The organism is Affinundibacterium flavidum, assembly GCF_014284175.1.
GTDB classification, from domain to species: Bacteria; Pseudomonadota; Gammaproteobacteria; order Burkholderiales; family Burkholderiaceae_D; genus Undibacterium; species Undibacterium flavidum.
This window is the reverse complement of the sequence record NZ_JACOGA010000009.1, coordinates 198,013-223,796: the sequence shown is the minus strand read 5'-3', so window position 1 is coordinate 223,796 and position 25,784 is coordinate 198,013. Positions and strand designations below refer to the sequence as shown.

Here is a 25,784-nt window from a genome sequence, read left to right as displayed (position 1 = left end):
GTTAATTTATAAAGCTCTTGAACCACGGCTTCGTGGCAAACCACACTCAAGTCTTTGATTTTATGTTTAGCCACCAAATCCAAGCCGGATAAACGTGATTTATGATAGCGATTTTATATCTGGCAGAGTTCTTGCTTATCCATATTTAGTTTATACTCCGCACATGAACTCATTAAAATCATTTTCTGACCCGCTATCAACATCTTCTACAGATGCGACAGCGAATCACGCATTGCAATTAGCATTCGACACTTTACAAATTGAAGCGGATGCCATTCTTAGCCTCAAACAACGCATCGCTGGCGACGACGCTCTGGCGTTTACCGAAGCGATCAAGTTGGTTTTACAGTGCAAAGGCCGCTTAGTCGTTTCAGGCATAGGCAAGTCCGGTCATATTGCGCGCAAGATTGCAGCAACTTTTGCATCGACCGGCACGCCGGCATTTTTTCTGCATCCGGCTGAAGCGGCACATGGCGATCTCGGTATGGTGACTTCGCAAGATGTATTTATCGCGATTTCTTATTCGGGTGAAGCTGGCGAATTGGTGTCTATTTTGCCTATCTTAAAACGCCTGGGCGTCAAATTAATTGCGATGACAGGCAACCCACAATCAACTTTAGCTAAACTGGCAGACTTACATTTAAGTGTGCATGTCGATAAGGAAGCTTGTCCTTTAAATCTGGCACCCACAGCGAGTACTACGGTAACCTTGGCTTTAGGTGATGCCTTAGCCGTCGCCGTGCTAGATGCGCGCGGTTTTAAAGAAGAAGATTTTGCCCGCTCACATCCGGGTGGCGCTTTAGGTCGCCGCCTATTAACGCACGTCAAAGATGTGATGCGGACAGGGAATGCGATCCCTCAGGTCAAACCCGATACGAAGTTAAGTAGCGCTTTATTAGAAATCACGCAAAAAGGCATGGCGATGACAGCGATTGTCGACGACGACAATCACATCGTTGGCGTGTTTACCGACGGTGACTTACGTCGCCTAATGGATAAGCCATTGAATTTTTCCGAATTAATTATTGCCGACATTATGCGCAAAAATCCGCATCGTATCGGCCCTGAGCAATTAGCCGTAGAGGCCGTGGAAATCATGGAGCAGCATCGGATTAATCAATTGCTGGTTGCAGATGCACAAGGCAAATTAGTTGGTGCTTTGCATATTCATGATTTAACCCGTGCTAAGGTGATTTGATGAGTGCGCTTTCCTCCGACAATGTAGTGAATGATGCACAGCAAAACGCAACACAAAACGCAAATAAGCACGCAGCGCAAGTGCGCCTGATGATTTTTGATGTCGACGGTATTTTGACCGATGGCAGTCTTCACTTTGGCCCGGATGGCGAAATGATGAAGACTTTCAATGTCCTCGATGGTCAGGGCATCAAGCTGTTACAAGGTGCTGGCATTGCGACGGCGATTATCAGCGCAAGACAATCTGCGATCGTGAGCAAACGTGCTAGTGATCTTGGAATTAGTCATGTGATGCAAGGCATACATGATAAAAAATCCGCCTTCCTCGCACTGACCAAAGAGTTAAATATTCCACATGCCGCTTGCGGATTTATCGGTGACGATGTGATCGACTTACCAATACTATTGCGCGTAGGATTTTCAGCCAGTGTACCGAACGGACATGCGGAAGTGCGCAGTCGCGTTTGCTACGTCACTCATGCAAGCGGGGGCCGTGGAGCGGCGCGCGAAGTGTGTGATTTTATTTTGCAGGCACAGGGTAAATATACTGCGGCTTTAGCCACTTTTTTGGATGTGAGTGACGATGACCGCTGATCGTATCCGAGTCTGGCTAGGCGTCGCCTTATTGGGCTTGATCATGCTGGGCAGCTTTTGGGTCTATGAAGTCATGCGCCGTCAAAGCGAGGATGCATTGTCCAGTACCAAAGATCGCAGCGAACCAGATTATTTCGTTGAGCATTTTAATTTTGTCCGTTTATCACATTCACAAAAAACGAACTACCGCGTCACGGGCGATAAGTTAATTCATTTTCCCAAAGAAGATGAATTTGAAATCATACAACCGAGAATCGTCGGGATTGATCAGGAAAAAATGCCTATGACGATGAGCGCGGAACGTGCCATTGTTAAACAGAAAGTACAAGAAAAATCGCAAAGCAAACCCGAGGATCAGATTCATCTCGTAGATAAAGTGGTGTTTGAACGTGTGGGTAAAGATGGCCACAGCAATATTCGCCTGCAAACCTCTTTCCTTATCCTCTATCCTGACAGCGAAAAAATGCGCACGGATAAAGAGGTAAAGATGAATACGAATTACTCTGAAATTACCGCAACCGGAATGCGTGCTGACAACGCACAGCAAAAAATTGAGTTATTAAGTAAGGTGCATATGGTGATGGAAAAACCACCTGTGCAACATGAGAAGAAACCAGCCTCTCCGACCAAGAAAAAAGCATAATGACCATGAATTATTTCGATCATAAACAAACTCTGGGCGAATCCAAAATCACGTCCACATCGACATCCACATTTACATTTGCGGCACGTGCTATTTGCGCTGGCATCTGCTTGTTGTCACTGAATGTGTATGCGGAAAAAGCCGATAGCCAAAAGAAGACTAAGGTTGATGCGGAATATAGTTCTTACGACGGCAAAACCGATACCAAAGTATTGAAGGGCAATGTCGAAGTCACACGTGGTACTTTGCAAATCAAAGCGGAAGCAGCAATCGACAAAGAAACCCCTGATGGAGGCGGTAGCGTGACCTTAACCGGCGGTTCAGGACGCCAAGTTTTCTTTCGTCAAAAACGCGATGGCGGTGCTGATTTGTGGATAGAAGGTTATGCGGATCGCGTCGAATACGATAAGAAAACCGAGGTCGTAAAATTCCTCGCCAATGCCAAAGTACGTTATTTGAATCAGCAAAAAGTAACGCAAGAACAAGCGGCAGAATTTTTCTCTTATGACAGCATCAACGATGTTTTTGAGGCGACAAATTCCTCAACCGGTAAGCGGATTCCGGGTGGCGGCCGCGTGACAATTACGTCTGAACCTAAAGAAAAAAAACAAGACAAATAAGCAGACCAATATGACCAGTACATTAGTAATCCAAGGACTGCAAAAACGCTATGGCATGCGCCAGGTAGTGCACGATGTCTCTTTGCAAGTCAAAAGCGGTGAAGTCGTCGGCTTGCTTGGTCCGAATGGTGCCGGCAAGACCACATCGTTCTATATGATCGTGGGCTTAGTGCCGTCTGACGCTGGCAAAATCGATGTGGATGGTGTGGATATTTCCAACTTTCCTATCCATCAGCGCGCTCGTTTAGGGCTCTCTTACCTGCCACAAGAAGCATCCGTTTTCCGCAAATTGTCAGTCGAAGACAATGTCAGAGCGGTACTCGAATTGCAACGTAATGAAGCTGGTCAGCCTTTATCAAAGATTGAGATTGATCAACGCCTCAATACCTTATTAGAAGAGTTGCAAATTGATGGATTACGTGAGAACCCTGCACGCGCTTTATCTGGCGGTGAACGACGTCGGGTTGAAATCGCCCGCGCATTAGCCACCAATCCACGCTTCGTACTGTTAGACGAACCTTTTGCGGGTGTTGATCCGATTGCCGTCATCGAAATTCAACGCATTGTGCGCTTCCTGAAGGAGCGCGACATCGGCGTTCTGATTACGGATCACAATGTGCGCGAAACTTTAGGCATCTGCGATCACGCTTACATCATCAATCAAGGATCCGTGTTAGCAAGTGGACGTCCCGACGAAATCATCACCAATGAGACGGTAAGACGCGTCTACTTGGGCGAACATTTCCGCATGTAAAGAACACGAAGACGCCATGAAGCAAAGCCTACAGCTACGTACTTCGCAACATCTTGCGCTAACCCCGCAGTTGCAACAGTCGATACGCTTACTCCAATTATCCACCTTAGAGTTACATCAAGAACTTGAAGTTTTGTTGATAGAAAACCCCATGCTGGAACGGGTCGATGACGCCCTGGACAATGCAGTGCGTTTGCTCGCGGACGGCTCGCTGAATAATGCAACAAATCAAAGTGAAACTGAATTCAAAGCAGTAGAAAATACGCCTTCTGAAACAACAGAAATCTCAGCCAGCGCAGATGCCGCCGAAACTTCCGCTGAGGCAGAAGCGCCGGCCAGTAGTGATGACTGGAGTTTTGACGAAGCACCAGCATCGGGTTCTAAGAATAATGATGAGGAAGATGGCCGACCACAATTAGAAGCGGCGCAAACCACTTTGCGCGACCATTTGCTTGAGCAGATGCGCATTTCTATTCGTGAGCCACGTGATCGCGCTCTGATTGAACTAGTGATCGATGCCATAGATGAAAATGGATATCTGTGTGAATCCTTAGAAGATATCCATGCCAGTTTGCCTATCGATTTGTGTGTAGAACTAGAAGAACTGCAATTTGCTTTAAATATGTTGCAAAGCTTTGAACCGGAAGGTGTAGGCGCGCGCACGACGGCCGAATGTCTGGCGATTCAAATAAGACGTTTTCCAAAGATTCCCTTTGTAACACGGCGCCTGGCACTACAAATTGTGCAGGAACACTTAGCGCTATTCGCGCAACGAGATTTCACGAAATTGCGCAAATTTCTGCATTGCGACGACGAAGACCTGCGCGAAGCACAAGTCGTGATTCGTCAATGCAATCCTAAGCCTGGTTTGGCGTTTGCCGCAGCAAAATCTGATTATGTGGTGCCCGATGTCGTGGTGAAGAAAATTGGTGACGATTGGCAAGTGATGCTCAACCGCGATGTCATGCCGCGTTTACGTATCAATCAGATGTATGCCAACTTAATGAAGCAACAACGTGGCGACGCCAGCCTCAACCCGCAATTGCAAGAAGCACGTTGGCTGATCAAAAACATGCGACAACGCTTCGATACAATATTGCGCGTTGCACAAGCCATAGTGGAAAGACAATATAATTTTTTCACGCATGGTGCCGTCGCGATGAGACCCCTTGTTTTGCGCGAAATAGCTGATACACTAGGATTACACGAGAGCACTATTTCACGTGTAACAACTCAAAAGTTTATGCTGACACCACACGGCATGTTTGAGTTGAAATATTTTTTTGGCAGTCACGTCGCAACGGAAACAGGTGGTGAAGCATCTTCCACAGCGATACGGGCGCTAATCAAACAATTAATAGGAGAAGAAGACCAGAAGAAACCTCTCTCGGATAGCAAGATCGCCGACATATTGGGAGAACAAGGCATGGTCATCGCGCGGCGCACAGTTGCCAAATATCGCGAAGCTCTGAAAATTCCTCCAGTTAGTCTACGAAAATCTTTTTAAACAGTTCTTGAATTATTGCTTTCTAACGTTATATATGATTTAGCTCAAAACCAAGTTCTACCAATGAGCGATTGTAGTAGCGAGTTTGAAAAACTCTGATAAAGCTTAGTGAAGGTATTAAGTTTGCGTTGAGAAGTGAAGCTGTATTCAGGTGCAGCAAACACAGCAAATTTCGCAAAAATAAACATCTGCTTAGTTTTAGCAAATTTTTCTAAATTTAGATAGCAAATAAAAGCAATATCACCATAGGAGCGCAGTATGAATCTCACCATCAGTGGACACCACGTCGAAGTAACTCCTGCAATTCGTGAATATGTACAAAGCAAGCTAGAGCGGGTAAGACGACACTTCGATCAAGTCATTGATATCGCCGTTATCTTGACGGTTGATAAGCTCCGAGAAAAGGAAAAACGTCACAAAGCGGACATTAATTTACATCTGAGTGGGAAAGACATCCACGTTGAAAGTCTGGCACATGATTTATATGCTGCCATTGATGCATTGATCGACAAACTCGATCGTCAAGTAATCAAACATAAGGACAAAATTCAAGAACATCAACACGATGCAATTAAATATATTCCTGACCCAGCTTCAACACAAACTGATTAATCATTGAATTTCTAATTCGCCATTCTGATTAAAGTTTTGATTCACTACAAGTGATGACCCGAGGACGCTTTTTAGCGTCCTTTTTTATTGCCGCTTCTGCTATCTACAGCACTGAGTTAAAATCTGCGTATAACAATTTCTCTGAAAAACACATGAGCTCCTACGTCATCACCGAAATCAAAAATCACATCGGCTTCATTACTTTAGACAGACCGAAAGCACTCAATTCTTTATCACTGGAAATGGTGCGTGCAATCACGGCCAGCCTGCTAGCATGGCGCGACGACCAAAATGTGCGTGCCGTGTTCATACACAGTAGCAGCGAGAAAGCCTTTTGTGCTGGCGGCGACATTCGCTTTTTCTACGATGTTGGCACACAAACGCCGATGCAAGATAGCGCCTTATTGGAAGATTTTTTTACCGAGGAATATGCACTCAATCACTTAATCCATTTCTATCCAAAACCTTATATTGCTTTGATGCACGGCGTTGTTATGGGTGGCGGCATGGGGATTGCGCAATCAGGTGTATCAAGTCGATTGAGGATAGTAACTGAGCGCACCAAGATGGCGATGCCGGAAGTAAATATTGGCCTATTTCCTGACGTGGGCGGTGGATATTTTTTGAATCAAACACCAGGAGAAATCGGAACCTATTTGGGTCTGACCGGAGAAATCATACAAGCAGTCGATGCAATCTACGCGAACTTGGCTGACGTGTATATCCCGAGCGCAGCAATACCTGATTTAATGCAGTTACTTGAGAGTTCGACAGTGGCCGATGTACGCCAAGCTATTCGTGAATTCGCTACACAATTTGCGCAGCAATTAGTAATTGAAGACTGTCAATTAGCGACGCACAGATCGGCGATTGATCAGCATTTCAGTGCAAATGAACTTGCTGCGATTGATGCAAGCTTGCACACGGACGACTCCACATTTGCGAGCACAAGCTTAGCAACGATGGCTAAGCGTTCACCACTGATGATGGCGGTCACCTTGGAACAACTACGTCGTTGTCAGCAAATGACCGTTGCCGAATGTTTGCGTGTAGAGCGCACCATGGTTCGCCATTGTTTTAAGCATGGTGAAGTATTGGAGGGCGTACGTGCTTTGGTGGTAGATAAAGACAATTTGCCACGCTGGTCACCACCTAGCATTGCGGATGTGGACACGACCTTGGTGCAAAGTTTTTTTGATGAAGTTTGGCCAGCCTATGCACATCCTTTGGCGCATTTGAACTAGACATTTTTAAATGCCGAGACACAATCAATCGACAAATAAAACACGGTGATCCGTGCTATTTTTTTCAGCCTGCACGCAAAATTTGTGTGCAGGCTCGCTGACCTAAATCGATTCTGTGTAGCAGTTACTTATTTCAGCAACCCAAAGACTTTACCAATAATTTTACTGCCAGTTCCTATCGGATCTTGGCGGATTTTTTTCTCTTCTTCTGCAATCATCGTGTACAGAGCATCTACAGCGCGCCCCGAGACATAGGACTCGACCGTCGCTTCGTTCTCAGGTACAGCTCCCATTTTTTGCGCCTTGCCCATTACGGCATTGTACTTGGTCGCTAATCCCACTTTATCCGTGACACCTTTGACTATCGGGGAGAATTTTGTACCTAATGCGGTCGACGTTTTTTGTCGAAAAAAGTCTGTTACGGAAGTGTCACCGCCAGTCAAAATGTTTTTTGCATCGGTTACTGACATACCTTTAATCGCGTCGAGTAATAAAGGTTTTGCCATTGGCACTGCAGACTCTGCCGCGCGATTCATGGCAATCACCAATTCGTCGAGCTGCTTACTTTGTCCACTCAATTTCAACAAGGGTTTCGCTTTTTCCAGAATTGATGGCAAAGGAATTTTTACTTTGTCATTCCCCAAAAATCCATCAGTTGCCCCTAACTTGCCGAGCGCCGCATTTGCGCCTTGCTCCAGTGCTGCCTTAAGCCCGCTGTTTGCGTCTTTATTACTCAATTGACTCAAATCTGCTGCGCCGGCTGAAAAACTTAACAGCAGCGAGGACAAAATAACGGAGACAGTTTGAAGGGAAATTATGGAGGAAGTTGAAGATGAAGATATCGTTGAAGATAAGGCTAAGAGCGAAGCACGCATAACATTTCCTTTTCAAATTGAATGAATGGTCAAACTTCTTCTATCAAATACAAACGTCGATGTTCACGAATGGCAAAGCGATCCGTCATACCTGCAATGTAATCGGCGATGCGTCGCGCTTGCAACAACTGTGTCTGATCATCTTGTCTTGCAACACGATAATCTGGTGGTACTAAACTAGGCTCGGCCATCATCAAGGTGAATAATTCACGAACCGTATTTTTCGCCTTGTTGCTCATACGATTAACCAGATAATGTCGATATAAATGCTCGTACAAAAACGATTTGAGTGCTTTCGCTTCTTGATACATGCCATCGGAAAAAGCGATCATCGCAGGCATAGAGCGAACGTCCGCTATCGACTGCGGCTTGCAGTCAGCAATCCTTTTTTCAGAAGTGCTGATCAGATCCATAATCAATAGATTGATCATACGCCGTATTGTTTCAGAAATCGCGCGTCGCCCCGAAATTCCCGGATAAGTTGAGTCAACCTCACGTCTAAAACGAGCATAGCAATCAACTTCCATCAATTGAGATTCCGTTATCAATCCTGAGCGCAAGCCGTCGTCAATGTCATGATTGTTATACGCGATTTCGTCCGCCAGATTGGTTAATTGCGCTTCCAGACTTGGTTGAGTTTTGTCGATAAAACGCAAACCCAGCTCACCCAATTGCTTAGCGTTATTCAGCGAACAATGCTTTAATATGCCTTCACGTGCTTCGAAAGTTAAATTCAAGCCCTCAAAGCTGGCATAGCGTTCTTCCAACACATCAACGACCCGCAGACTTTGGAGATTATGTTCAAATCCACCGTAATCCTTCATACAAGCATTTAATGCATCCTGACCGGCATGGCCAAATGGCGTGTGACCAAGATCATGCGCCAAAGAAATCGCTTCGACCAGGTCTTCATTCAAACTTAAATTACGCGCAATTGAACGGGCGATTTGGGCGACTTCGATGCTATGTGTTAAACGGGTGCGGAACAGGTCGCCTTCGTGATTGACAAAGACTTGAGTCTTATATTCAAGCCGTCGAAATGCGGTGCTGTGAATAATACGATCACGATCCCGTTGAAATTCGGAGCGTGAATTTGGCGCTGGCTCCGAAAATCGCCGCCCCTTAGATTGCGCTGATTGTGCGGCATAAGGAGCAAGCTGATGATCGGAAAACATGATTTTTATCTCTTTTTGGAGGTAGGTTCTACCGAATAAATCGATTGAATACGCTATTGAATGCAGGCTCGTAATGTCGCCAGCAGCATGTCTTTTGGCACCTCGGTAATCACACTGGTTCCTAGAGGTTTTAACAAAATGAATTTGATTTGACCGCCTTCATTTTTCTTATCAACTTCCATTAGCTCCGACCAAGTCTGTTCACCCAAATCTGGTGCCGTCGTCGGCAATCCTGCGGCTTCAACCAATTGCACAATGCGCGTCTTGGTTACAAAATCAATATAGCCCAATCGATACGATAAATCAGCAGCCATGACCATACCGCATCCAACGGCTTCACCATGCAGCCAATTTCCATAACCCAGGCCAGATTCAATTGCGTGACCAAATGTATGACCAAAATTCAAAATCGCGCGTAATCCACCTTCGCGCTCATCTTGCTTAACTACATTGGCTTTGATTTCACAGGAGCGCAACACTGCATACGACAAAGCATCCATATCTTTGGCACGCAATTTTTCAATATTATTTTCTATCCAGGTAAAAAAACCTGAATCGATAATAGCGCCATGCTTAATGACTTCAGCCAATCCTGCGGACAATTCGCGATCAGGTAAAGTATTCAAAGTACTGATATCTGCAATTACCGCTTGGGGTTGATAGAACGCGCCTATCATATTCTTGCCCAATGGATGATTTATCCCTGTCTTACCGCCGACAGAGGAATCCACTTGAGCTAGTAGCGTTGTAGGAATTTGCACGAAAGGAATTCCACGCATATAGGCTGATGCTGCAAAACCAGTCATATCGCCAATAACACCGCCACCTAAGGCAAGCAGAGTAGTTTTGCGATCGCATTTTTTCGCTAGCAAAGCATCAAAAACCTGCATCAGGCTTTCCCAATTTTTATACTCTTCACCATCGGGCAAAACAATTGCTTCCACTTGCTTACCCAATTGAAGCAATTGCTGCGTCAATGACTCTAGATACAAAGGAGCGACGACTGTATTGGTCACAATCACCACACGCTGCCCTTTAACCCGGCTCTGTAATAAAGTTGAATTCGACAATAAACCTTCACCTATCGTGATCGGATAAGCACGCTCTCCTAAATCGACTTGTAGCGTTCGCGCCTGATGTATTTCCTGTTCCATAATCACTTTGGTTTGATTTACTGCAGATAAAGTCTGGATGACTTGCGTCGCCGTTTGCATGGTGGGTTTGGTTGAAGCGGGTAACTTCTCTACGATGGTTTGCACTAAGGTCTGCAACTGAGGTTGTCCTGTCTCAATGACGACATGCGCTACTTCGCGATAAAGAGGGTCGCGCTGTGTTTCCAGCTCTTCTAATTTCTTACGTGGATCAGCGGTACGCAATAAGGGACGTTTCTTATCATGCCGCGTACGATGCAGAATATTGCTGATGCTGGCTTTCAGATAGATTACCGTACCATGCTCGTGAAGCAAATGTCGGCTTTGAGGATTGAGCACAGCACCACCGCCAGTAGCGAGGACTATGTCTTTTTGCTGACAGAGATCGCGAATCACATCGGCCTCACGCTGACGAAAACTCGCTTCTCCTTCAATTTCGAAAATCACCGAAATAGCGACGCCGGTACGCGCCTCTATTTCGTGATCAGAATCAACAAATCGCTTATTCAGCTTTTTCGCGAGGGCTCTGCCAACAGTTGTCTTGCCAGAGCCCATCAAGCCTACTAAAAAAATATTACTTGTCACTCGATTTACTTTAAAAGAACACTGAGGTCATCCATTATAAACAACCTGCGCCTCCCTTAGCATTATCTTTAATTGACAGTTTCGATGTCGCTGAAGCGCCTTTACTATCGACAACTGAAATCGTGACATCATACAAACCACCGAGGATAACTGTACCGGATACGTCTTTTACCACGACACAACGATTTCCTTGTGACCCTAATCCTACGTTAAACGGAGTACCACCAATCACTTGAGCGACATTCCCAACTGGCAAGCTCGTATAGACTAAATCTGTCGTATATAGACGGTATGGGCCTGTACCGCCATAAATCATGAGATCAAGCACCGTATTGCTGTCCTCAGAGAACGACAAGGCAGATGGAGATATCCGTAACGTAGAAGGATTCGCATTGGCTGTAATTGTAATTTTTTTATTGACACCTTGAGAATCTAAAATATTCACCTCAGTTGCACCGACGTTCAACAAAGTCGCTGTGAACACCCCTCCTGCACCCAAGTTGGTCGGCGTCACCGTCGCAATACTCGGATTATTATTGGTGATAGTAAAGTTTGGTGTTCCACCAACTATTTTAAATGTCAATACATCACCCACCGCACCAGTAGCACTTCCAGGCAATACATCGAGTGCTGTAACGAGTATTGGAGTGACAGTGATCGAACGTGTTATGAGCTTACCTACAGCATCTTGAATTGATATCTGCAAATCCCCCGGAGAAATACCCGACACGCTAAAAGAATTGCCGCTCAAACTCGTCGTGAGCATCGCAGTATTACTACTTGTTACGGTATAGGGAGCAGAACCTCCAGAGATGACATAAGTAGCCGAAACACCTTGTCCAATTGTGATTTGGGCGGGCGCGGTCGTAAACAAATCAAGAACATTTCCACTGTTCACGGTCACGTTTATTACCACTGGTGTCCCCACGCTATCAGTCAAATTGATTTTCGAATTTCCAGCCACGACACCACCCAAAGTCAACGTAGTGCCATTCACACTCGCGGTGACAACGCTAGGATTGCTGCTAGTTACCGCATAAGGTGCTTTGCCTCCTCCGATGACGAAAGTTGGGCTTGCTCCTGGCGCGACTATAATATCCGATGCTGCCGTAGTGAAAAGAGGTATAGGAATCGCAGATCCTACAGTAACGTTAATTGTTACGCTTCCGGTCGTAGTATCACGAACGACAATTGTTGCCTTACCTGCGCCCACGCCTGTAATGACAATGTCGTTGCCCGAAATTACCGCCTGAGCAACGGCAGTATTACTACTACCAACTGTATAGACACCAGTTCCGCCCCCAACCTTAAAGGTATTTGCTCCTCCAACCTCAAGATTAATATCGGTAGCCGCAGTTGAGAACATCGCATCTACTGTTCCTACGATCACATCAATCTTAACTTCTTTGCCAGTAGAGTCTTTTACAGAAACAACCGCTTTACCACCGCTCTTACCGGTGATGACAAATTCTTTATTCGTATTCTGTCCGACTACAACAATATTATCATTACTACTAGAGACGGAATATACCTCACTACCGCCACCAATTTTATAGATTTGCGAACTGGCATTTACTGCGACAATTACACTCGTAGGCGCGGTGGTATAGAGATCAATACCGGATCCAACCGTGACGCTAATTGATTTTGTAGCACCCTTCGCATCAGTCACAATTAAATTACCTTTTCCAGCAGAATTACCAGTGATCTTAAATGAGGATCCAGTCAGAGTTACTGAAAACACCTGTGTATTGCTGCTTGCAACAGCATATGGCGAAGTTCCACCACCAATATTATATTGTGGCGATGTACTACCAACTCCGATTGTCAGATCTAAAGGTGATGTCACAAATAGATCTAAAGGTGAACCTACTGTGACATCGATTTTCTTGGACGCGCCTAATGAATCAGTTACAAAAAGTGAGGTTTTTCCTACAGCCACACCTGTTACTGTGAACGTGTTGTTCAGAATACTAATAGTCGCAATCTGTGCGTTAGATGTGGAAACAGAATAAACTAAACTACCGCCACCGATTACAAACGGTGACGTAGTAACTCCTACCCCAACGTTTATTTCAGATCCTGCATTCGTGAATAGGTCAGAGCCTGTGCTCACGGTAACGTCAATGCTCTTACTGCCACCGACACCGTCTGTAATCAATACAGTTGCCTTGCCAGTAATGCCACCAGTCAAGAAGAACTGAGCGCCAATCGACGTAACTGTCACTACCGCAGAATTACTACTTGCAACAGAATAAGGGGCTGCGCCACCACCAATGACGTAGGTCGCAGAGCTTACTCCGACACCAACAGTCAATGCACTAGGTGCAGTGGTGTATAACTGTAATCCGTTAACCACACTGACGTCTATAGTTCTAGCAGCGCCAAGAGAGTCAGAAATAGTGACTTTGACTACACCCAAATTCTCACCCTTCAACACGAATTGGTTTCCATTCTGAGCGACTGACACAATGCTACTATTACCTGAAGAAACACTGTAGACCTTGCTTCCGCCACCAATTGTATAGGTACTAGATGTTAAGCCTAATCCTACACTGACCGTGGTAGGAGCTGTGATATACAAATCAGATCCCGAACTTACATTCACGTTTAATGAAACTTTTTGACCAAATTTATCAATGATGGTGACAATCGCTTTACCTGATGATACCCCCGTCACTGAAAATTTATTCAAGGTATTGGAAACCGAGGCCACCAAACTATTACTTGTGGTTACTACATACGCTGGATCACCACCGCCAATTTCAAAGGTTGCCGAAGTTGATCCAATTCCAAGATCTAGAGTGGTTGGAGCAGTGACGAATAGCGCTTGATTTGAGCCAACTGTTAGGTTAATTCGCTTAATCGCTCCAACTACGTCGGTAATTACAATTGTTGTTGAACCTGGAGCAACACCAGTAATCACAAATTCACTGCCAATTTGGCTTACCGTCGCTATTTGCTGGTTACTTGAAATTACGGAGTAGGCTTGCGCGCCGCCACCAGCTCTAAAGCTTTGTGTTGGCACACCAACTCCAATTGTTAAGGTATCTGGTGCGGTGGTAAACAAGGGTTGACTTGAGCCCACCGTTACCGACACTACTTTTCTGGCACCGGACGAATCGGTAATTGTGACAGTACTTGCCCCTGGAGCGACACCAGAAATAACGAATGTATTTCCCGATTTAATGACATTCGCAATCGCTAGGTTACTAGAAGCAACTGTATAGACTTGGGTACCGCCGCCAATCGCAAAACTTTGGGTGCTCGCGCCAACTCCAACAGTCAATGACTCGGGCGCCGTCGTGAACAAATCTGATCCAGAAGTAACATTGACATTCACTGAAATTTTTTGACCGAACTGATCACTGATGGTGATGACTGCCTTACCGGAAGATACCCCAGTAACTGTAAATTTATTGGTGCTGTTTGACACGGCTGCGACTGAACTATTACTTGAAGTCACAACATATCCTGGCTCACCGCCACCAATATCAAAAGTCGACGAGGTCGAACCAATTCCGATATCTAAAATCGTCGGAGCGGTACTAAATAGAGCCTGAGTGGATCCAACTGTTAATGTGATTCGTTTGATCGCTCCAACCACATCCGTAATTACGATCGTTGTTACGCCAGGCGCCACACCGGTGACCGCAAAATCACTTCCTGTCTGTTTTACAGTTGCGATTTGCTGATTACTTGAAATAACTGTATATGCTTGCGCACCACCGCCAACTCTAAAGTTCTGCGTAGTAGCCCCAACACCAACGTTCAAAGTCTCAGGCGCAGTGGTATAGAGAGGCTGAGTTGAGCCAACAGTTACAGCTACCACCTTACTTGCGCCAGCCGAATCAGTGATAGTAATAGTGCTAGTTCCAGCAGATACACCTGAAACTACAAATGTATTACCAGTTTGTTTAACCGTGGCGACTTCTGAATTACTTGAAGTAACTGTATAAACTTGCGTTCCACCGCCAATTGTAAAACTCTGTGTGCTTGAGCCGATTGCAACTGTTAAGGACGCAGGTGCGTTGATAAACAAAGCGACCCCCGAACCGACGGCGACTTCAATTGATTTTTTCCCACCCGCATTATCAGCAGCACTAATCGTCGCATTACCTGCGGTCACGCCGACAACATAGAACTGCTTACCATTGGTTATTACTTTAGCAATATCTGGATTACTACTTGTCACGGTATAAATACCACTACCACCACCAAAATCAAAAGTAGAAGACACGCCACCGGCCGAAATTGTAATTTTGTCTGGAGCATTCACAAAGAAGTCAAATCCTGTGCCAACTGTGACGTCAATCAGTACCTTTGCTCCGGCTGAATCTGTTACTGTAACAGTAGATCTTCCTGACGCACTGCCTGTAATAGTCAATGTCTTTCCGTTAACACTAACCGAAGCAGCACCGGAACTTGAAGTCGCTGAATAATTCACTACACCGCCGCCGATGGTATAGGTCTGCGAAGCACCTGGTAATACGGTTATCCTTTCCGCCGCATTTGTATACAACGCAACCCCACTCGTATTTCCAGGGGATCCGCCGCCACCGCCGCAAGCTGACAGCAAAGTGAGCATAATCATTGCTAAAAAAGCGCGAATTAACTTCGTCATGTAACACCTATTTAATATAAATTAATACAGAAATTTCTGTACCAGAATCAAAACTTTCACTAGAAACGCTTGCTACAACATTTATTGATTTGCGAACGTTCCTGTCATTTGCACTTTTGGCGTAATAAAAATGAGTAATTCAGTTTTATTATTTGTCTTACCCGTTGACTTAAATAAATTCCCGAACAATGGAATATCGCCGAGGAAAGGAACTTTCGTGACATCCGCACGTTCCTCCTGCGTATAAATCCCACCCAACACTACGGTTCCCCCATTTTCAACAAGGACATTAGTCTTCACTTGTTTGGTATTGATAACCGGTCCGCCACGTGTTTCTTCGCCTCGACTGTCTTTGTGCACATCGACCGCCAAAATGATGGTTCCATCTGGTGTAATTTGAGGAGTGACGTCCAAACTCAACGTCGCCTTTCTAAAGAAGATCGCAGTTGCGCCACTAATGGTCGCGACTTGATATGGAATTTCTTGCCCTTGCTCAATATGAGCAGGCGTTTGATCCGCGGTCACAACCCGAGGGCTGGAAATGATTTTTCCATCCCCGTCAGCCTCTAATGCCGACAATTCCAGATTCAAGAATCGGTTCGCAGCAGCTGAAAACAAACTAACAGCTAAACTACCTGCATCCAGACCACCAATTCCCGCAGCAGGCAAATTCACAAATTGGGTATTTGGCAAATAGCTCTTGTCTGTAATTTTTGCCTGTCCAGTCTGTTCACCAACCCCTAGATAATTGCCTGTTAAAGCTGCACGTTGATTTCCAGATACTTGGAATCCAGTATCGCCACCTTTGATCCCACGCAAATCAGCAAATCCCAACTTGGCTCCAAGATTACGGCTAAATTTATTATCAGCTTCCACAATCCGCGCTTCTATCACCACCTGCTTGGTTGCTATGTCCGTTTTTTGAATTAACTTACGAACCTCTTCGATTTTCGAAGAAATATCTGTGATAAACAATTGATTTGTCCTTGGCTCAATCATCACGCTACCACGCTTAGACAATATGCGATTTGTAGTAGTACCCTCAATACCGAATAGCTTCTGAAACGCTTCAGCTTTTTGATATTTCAACTGAAATGACTCTGTTTTTAGCGGCTCAAGGTCGGCAATTGCTGCTTTCTGCTCCAATTCTAATTTCTCTTTCGTAAGCAATTCATCTTTAGGGCCAATCAAAATAACGTTCCCATTCTTACGCATATCAAGTCCTTTGATTTGCATAACAATGTCTAATGCCTGATCCCAAGGGGTGTCAATTAATCGAATTGTAATGTTCCCGTTGACCGAATCACTAGCAATAATATTGACCCCACCTTGTTCTGCCAATATTTGCAAAACAGCGCGTACATCTACGTCTTGAAAATTCATACCAAAACGATCACCTTTGTAGCCCTGGGTTCCTTGCGTCAATTTATTCGGGTCTTCTTTGATGGGCTTCACCTCAATCACTAGCTGGCTATCACTTTGGTAAATACTATGTTCCCACAATCCTTTAGGCTCGATCACCATACGAACGTTATCACCTTGTCTCGTAGTGGAGACTTTTTGAATTGGCGAGCCATAGTCTGCGACATCAAGAGTTCGCTTCAAAATATCTGGCAAACCAACTTTCATAAAATCAACAACAATCGTTTGCCCTTGCAAATGTGCGTCAATCGCTATTTGATTGCTTGGCAGATCAACTACTACGCGACCATCGCCGGCTACACCACGACGAAAATCAATATCTCGAATAAACTGCTTAGCTGATTGAGCAATTTCTTTCTGACCAATGACGGGCAGTCCGCTCGCATTCACTGGCGTGGCAAGCCCGCCGGAACCATCAATTGTGACGATCAGTGAATTACCTTCGATAAAAGTTGCGTAATTCAATGACCTGTTCAAATTGAAAACCATACGAGCTCGTTCGGGTACCTCAATCAAATTCACACTACGGACTTCCCCCAAACCAATATCAACCGTGTTCTTTCCAATGCCATTACTGGTATTTGCAAAATCAAAAGCTATGCGGGCGGGATTCGTAATTGAAAAGGCGACAGGAGGCTTAGTTAATGGTGACTTGAAATTGATTTTGACGATAATGTTCGCACCCTGCTGATTCCCGGTGATGGACTCTATCGTATTGGCTGGTTGCACGGCAGTTTGAGCATGAGTAAATTGACTCAGGATAAGTAAACCAAGAAAAATATACTTCATACCAGCAACACTCCGTTTTCCTGCATTGATCAATCTATTCATTTTTTCGCCTCTTGCAATTCTAAGCTTGCTTTTCTTTCGGTCCATTCACCTGTAGCGTCTTGCACGATCTCTACTAAATCTATGCGAGTCTCGTTAATGCTGATTACCTTTCCAAAATTTTGCCCCACATAACCACCGACAACAACTGGAAATACCGCTTTGCCAATTTGCACTAGGCCTTGCAATGATTTGTGATTATCAAAGATCCCCACCATTTTCATATTTTCTAAAGCGTAACCTTCCAGAGCTTCTTTGGGGCGATCAAAATCAGGTTTCAAGCCATTACTATTAGCAGCCTTCAAGCGCGCAAAAACCACTAATAATTTACTGGGATCAAAAGGATCAATTAAACTTGCTCCGCTATAGGAGACTGGGACAAACACTTTTGGCTCAGCTACAGACGCAACTTTAACACTTGTTTCTTTCTTAACTTGCTCCATCCACGCTTTTAATTCTGTCAGGCCATTATCACCACAAGCACTCAAGGAAGTGACTAATAATATCAAACCAATTTGACTAAGAATTTTCATTTCTTGGCCTCTTTACTCTCTTTATTCTTCTTACGTTCAGCGGCTTGGGTTGCGATTTCTTCAGGATCTAAGTAACGATAAGTTTTTGCGACACCATCCATGATAATTCCTGGCTTTTTTGCGTCTTTACTCACTGTTAAGGTAAGGTTATTCAAAGTGACGATACGCGGCAAGCGGGCAATATCCGCGACAAATTGAGCCATATCGTGATAATTAGCAACCATTTGAATTTCAATTGGTAACTCAGCGTAATAATCCTTAATAGTAGCAGCGGCGGGTCTAAATATATCCATACTTAATCCACGCCCATTTGCCGCTGAGTTGATATCGTCCAACACGGCAGCATACTCAGCTGTACTTGGCAATTGTTTCTCCATACGTGAGACATATTGCAAGACCAATTTACGTTGTTCTTTCAACGCCTCCAAACTAATTGATTGCTGCACCTTCATCTTGTAAGTGTCTTTTAGTTTTTGCTCTTCCTGCTGACCCAAGTCAATCTCTTCTATTTGCGTACTCCAATAAAACCACCAACCAACAAACAGAACAAAAAAACACAACCCAATAGTTGCAAGTAATCTTGGCGCAAGCGGCCACAAACCAGGATGCAATCCATTTAAATCCTGAAATTGACTGGCAACCGAATCGAATTTTTCCTTAATATTTGACATATTCTTCTCTTCGTTAAGGCGATTTTGGTTTAGCTGAATTTTTTTTCGCTGAACCAGCTTCTGCCGCGCTCGCTGCAGCAGACTCTAACTCACGTGGACGGCGAATTCCCACATTTAGATCAAACTCAATCACCCGCTTTGCGTCACGCCCTTGCCCTAAGCCCACGGCTTTATTTTGAATAATTTCTGGCTTACTCATCCATTCAGAAGAACCCAACTCATTTACAAAAAGACCAACCACAGAATGGGATTGTGCGTAGCCTTTAATTGCGATTCGCTGGCCATCTTGCTTAATCAAAGTAAGGTATAAACCTTCAGGTGCCAGCTTTACCAACTCATTCATCATAAAGACGGGTTGATTCCTATCTCCTTGAAGATCTTCTACGGCTTGTTGGCGCGCCTTCAAAGCGTCAATTTCTTGCCTCAAGTTAGCAACTTCTTTGATCTTCTTATCCAACTCTTCATTTTCTAGTTTAATGAAAGCATTGCGCTCAGCTTGCGCGGAAAGTTGAGTCGAAAATACAAAACCAATCGCAATTACAATGACAGTGCCAAGCAACCCGGCAAACATCATCAATGAATAAAACTGATTTTTGAGTTCTTTACGTCTAGCTTCACGATGTGGAAGCAAGTTGATTTTTATCATTATCCGAACCTCCGCATCGCCAAACCACATGCGACCAAGTAGGAGGGTGCGTCATTTCGCAATGACTTCTCGTTGACGCTTGATCCCAAATCCATACCTTTGAAAGGACTAATCACGGAAGTTGATAGTTTGGTTCGCTCAGCAACAATATCGACTAAGCCTGGCAACATTGCGCAACCGCCTCCCAAGAAAATCTGATCTATGCGAGTGTATGGGGTAGAGGTGAAGAAAAATTGAATTGCTCGCGTGACTTCCAATGCGGCATTTTCCAAAAATGGTTCAAGCAGTTCCATTTCATAGCTATCGGGCAAATCACTTTGACGCTTCTTAGTTTCAGCTTCCTCGAAGGATAGTCCGTAATTTCGTACAATATCTTGCGTCAATTGATTCCCACCAAACTGCTGATCACGCTCATAGATCACTTCTCCATTGAGCAGGATAGAAATGTAAGTAACTTTTGAGCCGATTTGAAACAGTGCATAAATTTGATCTTGACCACCATTCGGCTGCTGCTCTATCAAGCGCTCTACCGCAGCCCGTGCCGCATATGATTCAATATCCATGACTTTGGCTTGCAAACCCGATGCCTGTGCGGCAGCAACCCTGTCCTCAATCTTTTCTTTGCGAGACGCGGCCAAGAGCACATCAACATCTTCGTCAGAATTGGCAGTTGGGCCAATCACGCAAAAATCGATACTGACCTCATCCATTGCAAAGGGAATATATTGACTTGCTTCGGATTCCACCTGAAATTCCAATGCCTGCTCGGTCAAGCTACCCGGGAGTATCATCTTTTTGGTAATCACAGAAGACGCCGGCATAGCCAGGGCGACATTTCTAGTTCCGGAACCGCTGCGTTTTAAAACACGCATGATCGCCTCTGAAACTTGCTCCAGGTTTTCAATATTACCGTCAACGACCGCGCCTTTTGGCAAAGGCTCAGATGCGCAACGCTCCAATTTAAAATCTTTTTCGCCGGAACGAGAGAGTTCTACCAGCTTGACGTCAGACGTGCTGATATCCAAGCCCACTAGGGGCGGATTCTTTTTTCCGAGCAATGATGCTAGATCTAAAGCCAAGGATATCCCCTCATATAAATAATTTTTTTCATGCCAAATGTATCAAAAATTCAGCTGGCGGGCGGCGATATTATTGCTCTACAAAAACAATGTATGCGATCTCAAAATCCATTTTTTCTTTTAAAAACCGCGATTTAGCTGACACTCATACTAGCTTACGTTAAATCCTAGCAATAAGGGGAGTGTAATGTAAAGCATTTTCAAGGCTAACTTGCGCTTTTGCGTTGTCAATTCTCCACTTAGGGCAAAAAAACGCCGAAATGCATTTTTTATAGTTGATTGGCGACAGTTATAATGCGCATCTGTATTCTATTTCTAGAAGTTGCCATGTCATCAACACCATCTATCGAAGCGCCCAACGATGCACCGAGCTCCACACCTAAGCCAAAAAGTGTGGCCTTAAGCATCTTCTTACAGATTTGCCTGGTTTTATTCGGTTTATTTCTGGCTGGCTTGCTGGTTCTAGTGTTTGCTATCACGATGGCTTATCCCAATTTACCAGAAATCGACGCAATTACCAGTTATCGTCCGAAAATGCCGATGCGCGTCTTCTCAGCCGACAATGTGCTGATTGCGGAATTTGGTGAGGAACGTAGAAATGTCGTCCATTTCGCAGAAATCCCCGAGGTCATGAAAAAAGCGGTGCTGGCCATCGAAGATGATCGTTTTTACGAACATGGTGGAGTTGATTACATAGGGATTACCCGCGCCGCTATCAACAATGTCACTAGTGGCAACAAACAAGGTGCATCGACGATCACGCAGCAAGTTGCAAGAAATTTCTTTTTATCCACCGAACAAACCGTCAAACGTAAAATTTATGAAATTTTATTGGCCTGGAAAATCGAACAGAACTTGACCAAGGATCAGATTCTGGAAGTGTATATGAATCAAATTTATCTGGGACAACGTGCTTACGGATTTTCATCAGCTGCCCAAATTTATTTTGGTAAGAACCTCAAAGAAGTCACCGTGGCCGAAGCGGCCATGTTGGCAGGCCTGCCCAAAGCGCCATCTGCCTACAACCCGGTCGCTAACCCAAAACGAGCGACAGTGCGTCAACAATACATTTTGCAACGCATGAAGCAACTAGGCTACATCACGGAAGCGCAATTTGAACAAGCTAAAGTCGAAAAACTACATATCAAAACTAATAGTGCAGAATTTGGTATTCATGCTGAGTATGTCGCCGAAATGGCGCGTCAGTTAGTCTACGAACAATTTAAAGAAGAAACCTACACACGTGGCTTTAATGTCTACACCACGATAACGAAAGAAGAGCAAGAAACTGCTTACGCATCTTTGCGCAAAGGTGTCCTCGATTACGAACGCCGTCATGGCTATCGCGGGCCAGAAGCCATCATCGAATTGCCCCGCAATAAAGAGGCAGCGGATGAGATGATAGAAAAAGAATTGGCAGACCATCCTGACAGTGGTGACATCTTAGCTGCCATGGTGACCGAAGCTAGTCCAAGCGCGGTGAAAGCAGTACTGTCCAATGGTGAAGAAATACAAATTACCGGTCCAGGATTAAGCTTTGGTGCAACTGGCTTAAAACCCAATGCGCCCGCTAATAAACGGATTCAACGCGGTGCTGTGATCCGTGTGATTCTTGATGGCAAGAACTGGTCGATTATTCAAATGCCAGAAGTACAATCGGCATTTGTCGCTGCAGATACCCAAGACGGTGCGATTCGCGCCCTCGTAGGTGGTTTTGACTATAACCTCAATAAATTTAACCACGTGACCCAAGCTTGGCGTCAACCTGGTTCTAGCTTCAAGCCCTTTATCTATTCATCATCACTGGAAAAAGGTTTGTCGCCTCTCACCATCATCAATGATGCACCTATCAGTTTTGATGCTGGTCAAACGGGCGGACAAGCATGGGAACCCAAAAATTACGACGGCAAATATGAAGGCCCAATGTCAATGCGTAAGGGTTTAACAAAATCAAAGAATATGATTTCTATTCGTATCCTGCAAAAGGTGGGCGCGAAATACGGACAAGAATATACGAGTCGATTTGGTTTCTTGCCTGAGAAAAATCCTCCCTACTTAACTTTAGCACTAGGCGCCGGTGCGGTGACGCCATTGCAAATGGCAGGTGCTTACGCCGTGTTCGCGAATGGCGGCTATAAAATTAATCCGTACTTGATCGCCAAAATTACCGATGCCAATGGCAAAATCATTTCGCAGGCAAAACCAGATACCGCAGAAGATGAAGCGAATCGCGTGATTGATGAACGCAACGCCTTCCTAATGGATAGTATGCTGCGCGACGTAGTACGCTTCGGTACCGCAACTAAAGCGCTAGTACTGAAACGTCCGGATATCGCAGGCAAGACTGGTACTACGAACGATTCTATCGATGCGTGGTTTGCTGGTTATCAAGCAAAGATCGTTGGTGTGGCATGGATAGGTTACGACCAACCACGTAATCTTGGCAATCGCGAAACAGGTGGTGGGCTCGCCTTACCAATCTGGATAGGTTATATGCAACGCGCCTTGCGCGATATTCCGATTATGGAACGCCCGATTCCGAACGGCATTATTCAAGCAGAAGGTGATTACTTCTATGTCGAAAACCCACCAGGATCGGCATTGCGAAATCTTAATGCGGACGAAGTGATTATTGAATAGCGTAATATCGGCAAGTCACATAAATTACGTACAAAAAAATAGCGAGAAAATTTCTCGCTATTTTTTTGTGTCGCCGTTTAATTAGCTATCTACAATGAATGGTCTATGCCTTATTTTGAACCTCAGCTATGCTACGCAGCACGGCAAATAATTCAGAACTATCGCGGGTATTACGCCAGAACTCACCGTCATGCTTATAGTGAAATCCGCCGGAACGCGCGGCCACCCACATCTCCTGCATAGGCGCCTGGCTATTGACGATAATCTTTGAGCCGTTGTCGACAAACTCAATTTCCAGCACATTGCCACTGCGTTTGGTATCGACATCCCAGACATCATTTTCAAATGCCTGCTCAAACATATCTTGCACCTGCTGCAAGCAGCTATCGGCCATTACTAAAAATTCTGATTCCGTCATGTTACACTCCCGCTTGGATTGATATTCTCTGCACATGCAACATTCTATACGGGTTCTTAGATTTTGAATAAACGCACTCACATCTCCCTGCTCTCGTCAGGGCTAATTTTATCTAGCACGTTGTTGCTCAGCGCCTGTGGTCAAAAAGGTCCTTTGTACCTGCCTGAGAAAAAACCCGTAAGTCCTGCCGCTACTACTGCACCAACTGCACCAACACCACCAGCTTCCGTGGAAAAGACGCAGCAACCGTAGAACCAAGATTATGTTAAGCGCGCTTAGATTGCAGTCGCCAATACAAGCGCAAACCCAACAAAGTGCTTACTAGCGCAGCGAACAATAGCGGTTGCAGCAATAAATTCTTGCCGGCCTTCATCCAGAAATAATGCAACACACCGAGTGGCACGATCAGATAAATCAGTCTATGTAATAACTGCCATTGCTTACCTCCTAAGCGCCGTATCATCGCGTTATTGCTAGTAATCGCCAATGGCAGCAAAAGCACAAACGTAATGAAACCAATGGTAATAAAAGGCCGCTTGACGATATCGCGCCACATATCGCCGATATCAAAAAAATGATCAAACCACAAAAACGTCAGAAAGTGCAAAAACGCGTAAAAGAAGCTATATAAGCCCAGCATGCGACGTAAGCGTATTAACCAATGCCAGCCGAGCAATTTTCTCAACGGCGTTACTGCCAGCGTGATGCAGAGAAAATACAAGGTCCAGTCACCGGTATTACGTGTAATAAATTCCAGTGGATTAGCACCTAAATTGTCTTGATAAACGGCATACGCCAAACGCAAGAATGGCAAGGCGGCAAGCACAAAAAGAAAGAGCTTCAGTAGTTGCAATTGACGATTGCTCAATGACTTCATGGTCAACCTCAATAGTTTTTTCTTAAATCCATACCGCTGTATAAACTAGCTACTTCGCTATAGCCATTAAACATCAGCGTCTTACGCTTGCGACTCAAAAATCCATCTTCACCGATACGTCGTTCGGATGCTTGCGACCAACGCGGATGATCGACTTCTGGATTCACATTCGAATAGAAACCATATTCATCGGGTGCAGATAAATTCCATGAGGTACGCGGCTGATCTTTGGTCAGGCGAATTTTGACGATCGATTTTGCCGATTTGAATCCGTACTTCCATGGCACGACCAAGCGCACTGGCGCTCCGTTTTGATTCGGCAGCACTTCGCCGTACATGCCGAGCGCCATCAAGCTTAGCGGATGCATAGCCTCATCCATACGCAAACCTTCGGTATATGGCCATTGCAATACGCGACTACTCACACCCGGCATCTGACGCTTATCCGCCAGTGAGATGAACTCTACATAGCGCGCATTGCTGGTTGGTTCCACTTTTTTCAATAAATTCGACAGGGAATATCCTATCCACGGGATCACCATCGACCAGCCTTCGACACAGCGCAGTCGGTACACACGCTCTTCCAACGGCGCCAGTTTCAGCAAGCTATCGAGATCGAGAGTAATCGATTTCTTCACTTCACCTTCTATCGTGATCGTCCATGGACGAGTTTTCAGGCTACCGGCGGTTTCCGCAGGATCTGCTTTGTCAGTGCCGAATTCGTAAAAATTGTTATAGCTAGTCGCATCTTTGTAGGCGGTTTTTTTATCCATGACGACAAAGGCAGGATTAGCCATCGCTGCCAGCTTTTGCGCTCCAGCGCTTTGAGCAAACACCTCGCGACTTGCCATTTCCACCAAAGAAGCGCTGGCAATCGACCCCACTGCCAACTGGCGCATAAAATCGCGGCGCGACTCAAATATCTCACGCGGCGTAATTTCTGCCGCGCTCGGTGGATGGTCACCATATTGTTGAAACGGATTGCGCATAATCATTCCTCTTTATTTTCTCGATTTCTCGATTTCTCAATTGCTCGCCTACTAGTAAATTCGAGCATGGCTTTGTTAGGGCGCTAACTACGCTTGACTT

General features: G+C 45.0%; 22 protein-coding genes. 10 read left to right on the top strand and 12 right to left on the bottom strand.

The window, feature by feature from the left end; all coding sequences use genetic code 11:
- Window positions 1-163: 163 nt before the first annotated feature.
- From H8K55_RS11480 to H8K55_RS11445, 8 genes are all read left to right on the top strand, one after another.
- The gene (locus tag H8K55_RS11480; RefSeq protein WP_186942210.1) at window positions 164-1,198 is read left to right on the top strand and encodes a KpsF/GutQ family sugar-phosphate isomerase; all 1,035 of its coding nucleotides are present in this window, start codon (window positions 164-166) and stop codon (window positions 1,196-1,198) included.
- Between the two features lie 89 nt (window positions 1,199-1,287).
- Window positions 1,288-1,791 (top strand): KdsC family phosphatase, encoded by a 504-nt coding sequence (locus H8K55_RS11475; RefSeq protein WP_230408579.1) that lies wholly within the window; start codon window positions 1,288-1,290, stop codon window positions 1,789-1,791.
- Window positions 1,781-2,434 carry an LPS export ABC transporter periplasmic protein LptC gene (gene lptC / locus H8K55_RS11470; protein ID WP_186942208.1) on the top strand — a complete coding sequence of 218 codons (654 nt, stop codon included), beginning with the start codon at window positions 1,781-1,783 and terminating at the stop codon, window positions 2,432-2,434. Before H8K55_RS11475 ends, lptC begins: the two co-directional genes overlap by 11 nt.
- Before the next feature lie 5 nt (window positions 2,435-2,439).
- Complete coding sequence (gene lptA / locus H8K55_RS11465) at window positions 2,440-3,054, top strand: lipopolysaccharide transport periplasmic protein LptA (RefSeq protein WP_186942207.1); 615 nt, start codon at window positions 2,440-2,442, stop codon at window positions 3,052-3,054.
- A gap of 10 nt (window positions 3,055-3,064) precedes the next feature.
- Complete coding sequence (gene lptB / locus H8K55_RS11460; RefSeq protein WP_186942206.1) at window positions 3,065-3,808, top strand: LPS export ABC transporter ATP-binding protein; 744 nt, start codon at window positions 3,065-3,067, stop codon at window positions 3,806-3,808.
- A 16-nt stretch (window positions 3,809-3,824) separates the two neighbouring features.
- The gene (locus H8K55_RS11455) at window positions 3,825-5,315 is read left to right on the top strand and encodes an RNA polymerase factor sigma-54 (protein WP_186942205.1); all 1,491 of its coding nucleotides are present in this window, start codon (window positions 3,825-3,827) and stop codon (window positions 5,313-5,315) included.
- A 258-nt stretch (window positions 5,316-5,573) separates the two neighbouring features.
- Window positions 5,574-5,927: a ribosome hibernation-promoting factor, HPF/YfiA family gene (gene hpf / locus H8K55_RS11450; RefSeq protein ID WP_186942204.1), complete on the top strand. Its 354-nt coding sequence runs from the start codon at window positions 5,574-5,576 to the stop codon at window positions 5,925-5,927.
- A 152-nt stretch (window positions 5,928-6,079) separates the two neighbouring features.
- The gene (locus H8K55_RS11445) at window positions 6,080-7,171 is read left to right on the top strand and encodes an enoyl-CoA hydratase/isomerase family protein (RefSeq protein WP_186942203.1); all 1,092 of its coding nucleotides are present in this window, start codon (window positions 6,080-6,082) and stop codon (window positions 7,169-7,171) included.
- A gap of 128 nt (window positions 7,172-7,299) precedes the next feature.
- On the opposite strand, the gene H8K55_RS11440 is transcribed toward H8K55_RS11445, so the two are convergent.
- From H8K55_RS11440 to H8K55_RS11400, 9 genes are all read right to left on the bottom strand, one after another.
- On the bottom strand, window positions 7,300-8,046 hold the full coding sequence (locus tag H8K55_RS11440; RefSeq protein WP_186942202.1) for a DUF4197 domain-containing protein: 747 nt from the start codon (window positions 8,044-8,046) through the stop codon (window positions 7,300-7,302).
- 29 nt (window positions 8,047-8,075) lie between these two features.
- Window positions 8,076-9,221: a deoxyguanosinetriphosphate triphosphohydrolase gene (locus H8K55_RS11435; RefSeq protein ID WP_186942201.1), complete on the bottom strand. Its 1,146-nt coding sequence runs from the start codon at window positions 9,219-9,221 to the stop codon at window positions 8,076-8,078.
- A 53-nt stretch (window positions 9,222-9,274) separates the two neighbouring features.
- Window positions 9,275-10,957, bottom strand: coding sequence for a bifunctional shikimate kinase/3-dehydroquinate synthase AroKB (aroKB, locus tag H8K55_RS11430; protein WP_186942200.1), 1,683 nt, complete (start codon window positions 10,955-10,957; stop codon window positions 9,275-9,277).
- Window positions 10,958-10,991: 34 nt separating this feature from the next.
- The gene (locus H8K55_RS11425; protein ID WP_186942199.1) at window positions 10,992-15,581 is read right to left on the bottom strand and encodes a beta strand repeat-containing protein; all 4,590 of its coding nucleotides are present in this window, start codon (window positions 15,579-15,581) and stop codon (window positions 10,992-10,994) included.
- A gap of 81 nt (window positions 15,582-15,662) precedes the next feature.
- Window positions 15,663-17,834, bottom strand: a complete 2,172-nt coding sequence (gene pilQ / locus H8K55_RS11420) for a type IV pilus secretin PilQ (RefSeq protein WP_230408574.1) — start codon at window positions 17,832-17,834, stop codon at window positions 15,663-15,665.
- Window positions 17,831-18,364, bottom strand: a complete 534-nt coding sequence (locus tag H8K55_RS11415; protein WP_186942197.1) for a pilus assembly protein PilP — start codon at window positions 18,362-18,364, stop codon at window positions 17,831-17,833. Before H8K55_RS11415 ends, pilQ begins: the two co-directional genes overlap by 4 nt.
- Window positions 18,361-19,035: a type IV pilus inner membrane component PilO gene (locus tag H8K55_RS11410; protein WP_186942196.1), complete on the bottom strand. Its 675-nt coding sequence runs from the start codon at window positions 19,033-19,035 to the stop codon at window positions 18,361-18,363. The genes H8K55_RS11415 and H8K55_RS11410 overlap by 4 nt, the downstream gene beginning before the upstream one ends.
- Window positions 19,036-19,048: 13 nt before the next feature.
- Window positions 19,049-19,681 carry a PilN domain-containing protein gene (locus H8K55_RS11405; protein WP_186942195.1) on the bottom strand — a complete coding sequence of 211 codons (633 nt, stop codon included), beginning with the start codon at window positions 19,679-19,681 and terminating at the stop codon, window positions 19,049-19,051.
- Window positions 19,681-20,760, bottom strand: a complete 1,080-nt coding sequence (locus tag H8K55_RS11400; RefSeq protein WP_186942194.1) for a pilus assembly protein PilM — start codon at window positions 20,758-20,760, stop codon at window positions 19,681-19,683. Before H8K55_RS11400 ends, H8K55_RS11405 begins: the two co-directional genes overlap by 1 nt.
- A gap of 327 nt (window positions 20,761-21,087) precedes the next feature.
- Here H8K55_RS11400 and H8K55_RS11395 point away from each other — a divergent pair, with 327 nt between their 5' ends.
- Window positions 21,088-23,400 (top strand): penicillin-binding protein 1A, encoded by a 2,313-nt coding sequence (locus H8K55_RS11395; protein WP_186942193.1) that lies wholly within the window; start codon window positions 21,088-21,090, stop codon window positions 23,398-23,400.
- Between the two features lie 103 nt (window positions 23,401-23,503).
- On the opposite strand, the gene cyaY is transcribed toward H8K55_RS11395, so the two are convergent.
- Window positions 23,504-23,818: an iron donor protein CyaY gene (cyaY, locus tag H8K55_RS11390; RefSeq protein ID WP_186942192.1), complete on the bottom strand. Its 315-nt coding sequence runs from the start codon at window positions 23,816-23,818 to the stop codon at window positions 23,504-23,506.
- Window positions 23,819-23,881: 63 nt separating this feature from the next.
- Between cyaY and lptM the strand changes: the two genes are divergently transcribed.
- A complete protein-coding gene (lptM, locus tag H8K55_RS22330; RefSeq protein ID WP_222612452.1) occupies window positions 23,882-24,070 on the top strand; it encodes an LPS translocon maturation chaperone LptM in 189 nt (62 codons plus the stop codon).
- Window positions 24,071-24,083: 13 nt separating this feature from the next.
- On the opposite strand, the gene H8K55_RS11380 is transcribed toward lptM, so the two are convergent.
- The gene (locus H8K55_RS11380) at window positions 24,084-24,695 is read right to left on the bottom strand and encodes a protein-methionine-sulfoxide reductase heme-binding subunit MsrQ (protein WP_186942191.1); all 612 of its coding nucleotides are present in this window, start codon (window positions 24,693-24,695) and stop codon (window positions 24,084-24,086) included.
- An 8-nt stretch (window positions 24,696-24,703) separates the two neighbouring features.
- A complete protein-coding gene (msrP, locus tag H8K55_RS11375; protein WP_186942190.1) occupies window positions 24,704-25,684 on the bottom strand; it encodes a protein-methionine-sulfoxide reductase catalytic subunit MsrP in 981 nt (326 codons plus the stop codon).
- Between the last annotated feature and the right edge of the window lie 100 nt (window positions 25,685-25,784).